This window comes from Thermocladium sp. ECH_B (genome assembly GCA_001516585.1).
Taxonomy (GTDB): domain Archaea; phylum Thermoproteota; class Thermoprotei; order Thermoproteales; family Thermocladiaceae; genus Thermocladium.
The window spans coordinates 1-7,654 of the sequence record LOBW01000082.1 but is presented as its reverse complement, the minus strand read 5'-3'; the positions used below and the strand labels follow the sequence as shown (position 1 = coordinate 7,654).

The 7,654-nt window shown below is 47.4% G+C and carries 7 protein-coding genes and 1 pseudogene; 2 read left to right on the top strand and 6 right to left on the bottom strand.

Going from position 1 to position 7,654, the window contains the following annotated elements:
* Positions 1–4: 4 nt before the first annotated feature.
* The gene (locus tag AT710_08515) at positions 5–397 is read right to left on the bottom strand and encodes a hypothetical protein (protein KUO90693.1); all 393 of its coding nucleotides are present in this window, start codon (positions 395–397) and stop codon (positions 5–7) included.
* Positions 398–535: 138 nt separating this feature from the next.
* Here AT710_08515 and AT710_08510 point away from each other — a divergent pair, with 138 nt between their 5' ends.
* Complete coding sequence (locus tag AT710_08510; GenBank protein KUO90694.1) at positions 536–1,765, top strand: isocitrate dehydrogenase; 1,230 nt, start codon at positions 536–538, stop codon at positions 1,763–1,765.
* Between the two features lie 51 nt (positions 1,766–1,816).
* On the opposite strand, the gene AT710_08505 is transcribed toward AT710_08510, so the two are convergent.
* The 5 genes from AT710_08505 to AT710_08485 all read right to left on the bottom strand — a co-directional run bounded on the left by AT710_08505 (position 1,817) and on the right by AT710_08485 (position 6,752).
* Positions 1,817–3,835, bottom strand: coding sequence for a hypothetical protein (locus tag AT710_08505; GenBank protein KUO90692.1), 2,019 nt, complete (start codon positions 3,833–3,835; stop codon positions 1,817–1,819).
* Positions 3,832–4,440 carry a hypothetical protein gene (locus tag AT710_08500; GenBank protein ID KUO90691.1) on the bottom strand — a complete coding sequence of 203 codons (609 nt, stop codon included), beginning with the start codon at positions 4,438–4,440 and terminating at the stop codon, positions 3,832–3,834. Before AT710_08500 ends, AT710_08505 begins: the two co-directional genes overlap by 4 nt.
* A gap of 101 nt (positions 4,441–4,541) precedes the next feature.
* Positions 4,542–4,997 (bottom strand): hypothetical protein, encoded by a 456-nt coding sequence (locus tag AT710_08495; GenBank protein KUO90690.1) that lies wholly within the window; start codon positions 4,995–4,997, stop codon positions 4,542–4,544.
* Between the two features lie 65 nt (positions 4,998–5,062).
* The gene (locus AT710_08490) at positions 5,063–5,575 is read right to left on the bottom strand and encodes a hypothetical protein (GenBank protein KUO90689.1); all 513 of its coding nucleotides are present in this window, start codon (positions 5,573–5,575) and stop codon (positions 5,063–5,065) included.
* 277 nt (positions 5,576–5,852) lie between these two features.
* Positions 5,853–6,752 carry a hypothetical protein gene (locus AT710_08485; protein ID KUO90688.1) on the bottom strand — a complete coding sequence of 300 codons (900 nt, stop codon included), beginning with the start codon at positions 6,750–6,752 and terminating at the stop codon, positions 5,853–5,855.
* 112 nt (positions 6,753–6,864) lie between these two features.
* On the opposite strand from AT710_08485, the pseudogene AT710_08480 reads away from it, so the two are divergent.
* A pseudogene (locus tag AT710_08480) lies at positions 6,865–7,654 on the top strand.

Genomic DNA, 7,654 nt, shown 5'->3' with positions numbered 1-7,654 from the left:
TTTTTCATAGAATGTTATTGCTCTGGGGCGGGGGCTGCGATGCCTGCACCGGCAGTATTGGCGGGAGGCCTAATTCCCTGGATATAAGCGCTAACTCAAGCATTGCGTACTGCATGGCTAATGCCTGCACTTGATTGGGCTTGCCGGACCGTAACTCGTTTGCCAATGAATTGATTGCCTTGGGGTCGCCCTGCACTATTGCCGTGCCCTTTATCGTTATGCTGAGGAGCGGGGGCACTGAGGAGGCCGATATGGAGAAGGGCACCTCCATCACGTTATCCCTCACCNCCGGAGCATTATTTAGCTGGAAATTAACGGCCACATTCATGTTAGGCGCCACGCCATTAACCTCGCCGTGAATATAAGTTATCCTTATCTGTATCGCGGGTTGACTCATTTGTGGTGTGGGTGTGTTGATTTAAAAACTTACCTTATTACTGCGTGTCCAATTAGTGGTAACGCAATTAATCGCATTACGATGAGTAACTGCTTTGGGATAAAATTAAATAAGGGTAGCCCTATACATTTATCCGTGATAAAATATAATCCCCCCGAAGACGGCGAGCCTATTAGAGTTGAGAATGGGGTTTGGCGCACTCCAAGCAAACCAATAGTGTTATTCATTGACGGCGACGGCATTGGGCCCGAAATAACTCGCGCCGCCATGAGCGTCATGGATAAGGCGGTCGAGGTTGCCTATAAGTCATCCAGGCAAATAAAGTGGCTGGAGGCATATGTTGGGGAGAAGGCTGAGAAAATGGCTGGGAATAGGTTCCCCCAGGAATCAATTGACTTAATACAGAAATACAGGGTCGTGCTTAAGGGCCCCCTCGAGACCCCCATTGGGGGCGGGTTCCGATCCCTCAACGTCACCATTAGGTTAATACTCGATGCCTACGCCAATATAAGGCCCGTGAAGTACATGAAGGGCTTGGAGTCCCCTCTGCGGAACCCGGAGAAGGTGGATCTAATAATAGTTAGGGAGAACACGGATGACTTGTATAGGGGGATAGAGTGGAGGTGGGACAGCCCGGAGGCAGTTAAGTTAAGGGATTTCCTGCGGAGGGAATTAAAGGTTGAGATAGAGGATGACGCCGGCATCGGCATTAAACCCATAAGCAAGTACAAGACCCAGAGAGTGGCGAGGATGGCGATAAGGTACGCGCTACAAAACAAGAGGAGAAGCGTCACCATAATGCATAAGGGCAACATAATGAAGTACACTGAAGGCGCATTCAGGGAGTGGGCGTACGAGGTCGCGCTTAAGGAGTTCAGGGATCAAGTGGTGACGGAGGACGAGGTAAGCAAGGGAGCGCCCCAGGCCGGGAAACTCCTCATTAATGATAGGATAGCGGACAACATGTTTCAACAAATAATAACTAGAACCGAGAGCTATGACGTGATACTTGCCCCGAACCTGGATGGGGATTACATAAGCGACGCCGCCGGGGCATTAATAGGCAACATAGGGGTACTGGGCGGAGCAAATGTTGGGGACACTGGAGGAATGTTTGAGGCAGTCCACGGCACTGCCCCCAAGTACGCTGGAAAGAACGTGGCTAACCCCACAGGCATAATTAGGGGCGGCGAATTAATGCTTAGATTCATGGGTTGGACAGAGGCCGCCGACCTAATCGACAAGGCAATAAACGAGGCAGTGAACCAGAAGAAGGTGACCCAGGACCTAGCTAGATTCATGAATGTGACCCCGCTCGGAACAAAGGAATTCGCCAAGGCACTAACCGAGATAATGGAAACGCTATAAAAACTGTTCCAGTGCTATTAGGAAAAAAGAAAATTCCCTTTTGTTGAAAATCTACTTAGAATTAGTGTAATTAACTAGCACAATCCCCCAATTAGCATAATCAACTGTGGCAGTGCTACCCCCCACGCCGAAAACGTAACTACCGCTAGTGGGGGGCGCGAAGAAACTAGTTAAATTGACTTGGGCCGTGGCCATTTGCCCCGTATTAAGATCGACGGCAGAGGCATATAAAGTATTAGTCTTATTCACATAAGTAACAGTAACACAAATATAATCACCAGGATTAGGAGCAAAATACCCACTACCATACCCATCTAAACCAGCATAAGAATAACCAAGATTAGATGGATAAGGAAATATTAATATATAGTTAAATGTATAGTTAACCATCCATATATTAAATTGACCAGTTGCATTACTAGTGCTATAGCCAGTTTGCCAGAATGGATTCCACTGAACCATTATATATGGAAATGTATATAGATTGGCGTATGGCAGTATTATATCTCCCTGAACTGGCGAAAGATTAGGGACGCCATTTGGACCTGTATTAAAATCTGATGCTGCATATGGTATGCTATGATTATAAGGGGAAGATACGCTCCATCCCCATGGATTAATGAATAGGTATATGTCGAAGCCATCGCCTGGCGGCGAGGAACCGCCACTATACGTCCCTATTAACCTAATCGTGACATTGCCCCCATTATACTGCTCGCTCCAGAACATTGCCCCAGCAGCCAAAGTAATTTGATTATTTCTGATGCTTATTGGCACTAGTTCCAGTATTGGTTGCTTTATGNTGCCTGTGACCCAATATCTATTAGATGTTTTTGCAGTTATTAGTATTGGCCAACTTNTTGTTGGATTGCCTTGGTAATCACCTTGATATATGTGGGGTACGTAGAACTTGGTTACTCCGTTTAGCAGGTTCATTACGTTGGCGGCCACGGGCACTATAGTTTCATTGATGAAGCCGCTCTGCGATTTATAGGCATAGTTGCCTAGCAACACTATTCTTTGAGTAATTGGATTGCCGAATGTCAAGCTCTCATTTAATGTGTATGACCCGCTCGATAAGGTCACATTACTTATCTTTCCATTGGGATTATACATCGATCCCTTTAGGTATGTGGTTTCATTCTCGGCATAGAATGATCCGGTCTTCACGACGCTGCTGGTTGAGTTAGGCAATTTGATCTCGAGTTGGCCAGGGCTGGTTACCGTTATGTTGCCGAGGAATGCATTGAGGATGTAGCCATTACTTGTTTGAAGCGTGTATGCATGCAGTACCCTGGTTATTGAGGAACCGCTTTGGGTTAGGCTCCCCAAGCAGTTTATATTGAATGGGTAAATATTGAGGAAGCGGAGCAGCATGATGAATGTGCTCGATGAATTAATGACCTTGCAGGCCGTGGCCACGTCCAGCGTAACTGTGTTTTTGCCTGGCTCCAATAAGTTATTTAGGTCAAGCACGCCGGAGATCGCGATCGGCGATCCAACTGCCGTCGTTGAACCCGTGATCAATAGTTGCGGGATTGAGTAGTGCTTCCCATTTATCACTATGCTTGTCACTGTTGCGTTGATTGGCGCCGAATTGGTCAATCCATTTGGGAAGCCGGCGATTGAGTAGCCCAGGTATGCATTTCCATTAACAATTGCCTCCCGTGGGTATTGGGCGACCGTGACCGTGCAATTAGGTGCCTGGGCTAATTGGGTTGAGGCCGTGGCTCCATTGCTTGAAACCACGGTTACCTGTATATACTTGTATTTGCCGTTGATTGGCTTTATATTTATCAACCATTCCCCATCCCTAAGCCTATTTATGGAGTAGGAGCACGTCAATGACCCCATTAATCCCGTTGAGTTGATCCAATTGCAAAGCACTAATTGGGGCTGATAGGGGAATTCGTAGGCAAAGGCAGTGGAATTGATCGCGCTCAGGAGCGGGGTGCCCCCTACAATCGTCATTGAGCTATTAATTGGCGATCGCATGGCCACGACATATATCAGCATTGCGGCCAACGCTATTATCACTATGGCCATTATGAGCGTTCCCTGTCCCCTCATTGGATCACCAAGTAAGCCGTTACCTTAATAGTGGCCACTTGAGCGCCCAACACCGACTCCCCCACAGTGAACGTGACCGGCACGATGGAGGAGGTTGAGGAGGGGGCAGTTATTGTTACTGTTTTCGTTATTATAATTAATGAGCCCGGATTCATCAACTCATTAATAATGAGCGGGATATTTTGGGCATTATTATTGTCGACTTGATATGATAGGGAGAGAGTGACCCAGTTGCTGGTGATGGGGAGATATGCCGAGTAATTATTTGTGGCGTAAATGACGACTAGGAACTCCGTGCTGCTTCCAGGCTTCGTGTAGTTAATCATTGGTTGAATGCTTAATTGAATTATTGGAGCCTCGACCGCCACTGGAACAGTGTTTAGGGGCGTCCCAATCAGGAGTAAACCGCTCTTTACTAGGTGAATACTCGTTAAATTTAATTCCCCATCAATGGCCCGCGGCACGCATGTAATGGGGGATTGATTAATTACGGACAAGGCGCAGACAGCGGTTGCTGGAGCCGGCGAGAGAATTATATAGCCGGTGCCCACCGATGGATTGCCCCCAACGCTAATGGGGAGGGGGGGGATTATGCGGGGGAGCATTAATTGTCATGGATTGCCTCTGAACTATGGCCACCATCATCGCCACCACCAGTATAGCCACAATAAGCATAATTGCTCCAGCCAGCAAGTCACCTAATCCCCTATTGAAGCGGGTACTGCGCCTCACTCCCGGTCACCGTATATATGGAGACAATGCTGGGAACAGGTATAGGAGAACTAGATGTAACGTTATCAACATACGTGCTTGACTTGGATACCTTACCATAAACCAGCTTCACCACTTGCCCAACCCTCACCTGAGTTTTAGGTATATTCAATGAAGCCAGCACAGCATTAGTTGATTGATTAATGACGTAAGCTGAACTCAATTGACAGGAGTAAGGCCCAGCATCATACACGTAGATAATCATGCCCGATACCGTGGATCCACTAACATTATACACTATTAATGGGATGGAGACGCTGCACTGATACCTGGGACTATTAATTGAGAGGAGCCTATTGGCATAACCCAACACAAAGAGACCCAGAACAGCCGCTATCAAAACCAGCATAACCGCCCCAATAATCTCACTAACGCCAAAACGCAAAAACATAAAGCAAACACTGAATTCAAAAATATAAATTTTTTTAGTGAATATAAATTTAGGTAAATTTAGGACTACGACGCAGTAGTAGTATACTCAGCACTAACGCCATTATTACTAATCAACTGAATAGTATACGATTGACCACTACTAATGCCAGAGCTAGAGCNGCAAGTNAACGAGACGGTACCAACATTACCCGAGGAACTCACCGTAGTCGGATTGAGACTGAGACTTGTTGGGGATGTAGAACCGTTGCCTGTGCCGCCAACCGCCGCTGAACATAACACTTGACCATTCTGNGGATTTAAGACGTTTGCCTGCACGATGGTTACAGGCACATTGCCCGTGTTCTCAACATAAGCCGTAACTGTATAAGCACCAGTAGTAGAAGGTGATATGCTTGCTCCCGTTACTATGAATTGTTGAACTGTGTTTATTTGTGGCGCTTTGCTTGCTGTGCCGGTGAGGTATCCGGTGAACCATAGGTAGAGGAGCACGGCCGCCACCACCGTTATGACTATCAGCAGGACGGCTCCAACTATGGCCTCAATTCCGCGCCTATTCATAGATTTTCCGTTACTCATATCACATATATCTTATAGTTACCCCTTTATAAATATTTCTTTCAACAAACTTAATAACGAAGCAGTGAGCCACTCCCCCGCCCTAAAGGGCTAGGTTTCTCGCTCCCCTTTGAATCCTCTCATCATGATGAAACCATCTCATGGCGGTAAATTATCTCGTCCTAATTCGGGCGGGGGGCGAGGCGGATCACATCTTGGGAGTCCCTTATCGTGTGCTGTGGTTGGCGCGTTAACTAATTGCGTTACCACTAATTGGACACGCAGTTGCTTTCAACGGTCACACAGGAACAAATATCGATGAGAGGAGCGGGGTTGCTTCATATATGGCTAGTGAAATCAATATGAGGATGGCTGAGTGCGTTAATCCGCTCCAGGGATCCCCATTAATTAATTTGCCAATTATTAATCCGGCGAAAATAGAGATGATTATGCTGATGAACTGTATTATTGATAATGCGCTTGGCACCGTTAATCCAAGTCCCTGTGCCCCAATGCCTTGGGCGAATGGGGATGAGGCGGTCTTTATGCTTTGCAGTTGTGGAATGAATCCCACTACCACTATTGAGGCGACGAGGGAGAATATGAGGACCATGACGTAAACTATGGCCACGTATTGCCCCAAGTGGCTTCGTTTCTGGCTCTCGTACTCCCTAAGCTGAAGGAGGGATCTATAGAGGGCATCAAGCGCTGTCTCCGCGCCGGCTCCATGCTCATACGCCGCAATGATTAGCTTCATCGCTGATAATAGTTTCCTGGATCCAGCGCTAGCGGCGGAGGCAAGCATGGATGTGGATAAGTTGCCGCTTGTTTCGTATCGTCGCAATGCGTCCCTAAATAATTGATTCATTGGCGATAAGTTGCTCTCAGCCACTAGCCTGGCACCATCAATCATTGTTAGGCCGGTGGCGAATGCGCTTTGGAAGCTCTTCACCATTTCGGGAATGAGGGATTCAAGCTTATGAATGTACGTTCTCCTCTTGAGGCGGGGATAACCCTCCAGGAGGAGGGAAATCGATAAGAGCAGGGAGAATGCCCCAACGTATGGGGGGCTTGAGGGAGTATAAACATTGATTAATCTACCAATCTCTATCTGGACCGGCGTTTTCGTGGAGGCGAAGAGGACTATGAATGCGGAGACAAGTAAGGCAGCTGACGCGACATGTATTAACCTACTCATGTGATCGCGGCCTGGTTCCCATTAATAAAGGGATCGCTCAATCCCTTCAGTATTAATTAATAAATTTTTTAATACATGCTTATATTCTGAACCTGAAGGGGCAGGAAGCATAATGAATGGAAGGGCATATGAGGATACTTACCCAATAGAGGAGGGACTCACGTATATAGGGATAATTAGGGAGCCCGACGGCGTCATGAGGTACGACGTTCTTGAGCCGGCGTTATCCCCGGATGAGGAGAAGTTACTGGCTAGGGCTAGGGAGTATGTGCTTGAATCCAAGCTGGAGGACTCGGAGAAGGCATTCATGCAATTCCTAACACGGGCACGGGCTGGGCAGGATACCATTAGGAAGCTTCTATATTTCTTCAGGAGGGATATGAAGGGATACGGCAAGCTTGACCCAATAATGCGGGATCCCTATGTTGAGGACATCCATGTTAATGGGAGTGATGGGAGGGTATTCATATGGCATATAAGGTATGAAGGCATGAGAACCAACATAGTTCTGACCGAGGATGAGGTGAATTCACTAATAGCGAGGATATCCAACATAGTTAAGAGGCAAGTAAACACGGCTAACCCAATACTTGAGGGGTTACTGCCGGAGGGGGCTAGGGTCGAGGTTGTGCTGAGGGGAGTGGCCGCCAACGGCAATGCATTCACTATCAGGAAGTTCCGTGGAGTCCCGTACACCGTGATTGATTTGATTAGCCTGGAGACAAGTGACCCGGATGCCTTGGCTTACCTATGGATGGCGCTGGATAAGGAGCGCAACATAATCATTGTTGGGCCAACAGGGGCCGGGAAAACCACTCTACTAAATGCGCTCCTATTTCTCCTGAGGCCGGATGCCAGGATAATAACTATTGAGGACACGAGGGAATTGAGGCTGCTCCATG

Excerpts from the sequence above, each read along its gene's own strand:
- AT710_08500 (KUO90691.1), bottom strand. The coding sequence starts at position 4,440 with ATGCTCCCCCGCATAATCCCCCCCCTCCCCATTAGCGTTGGGGGCAAT.
- AT710_08495 (KUO90690.1), bottom strand. The coding sequence starts at position 4,997 with ATGTTTTTGCGTTTTGGCGTTAGTGAGATTATTGGGGCGGTTATGCTG.
- AT710_08485 (KUO90688.1), bottom strand. The coding sequence starts at position 6,752 with ATGAGTAGGTTAATACATGTCGCGTCAGCTGCCTTACTTGTCTCCGCA.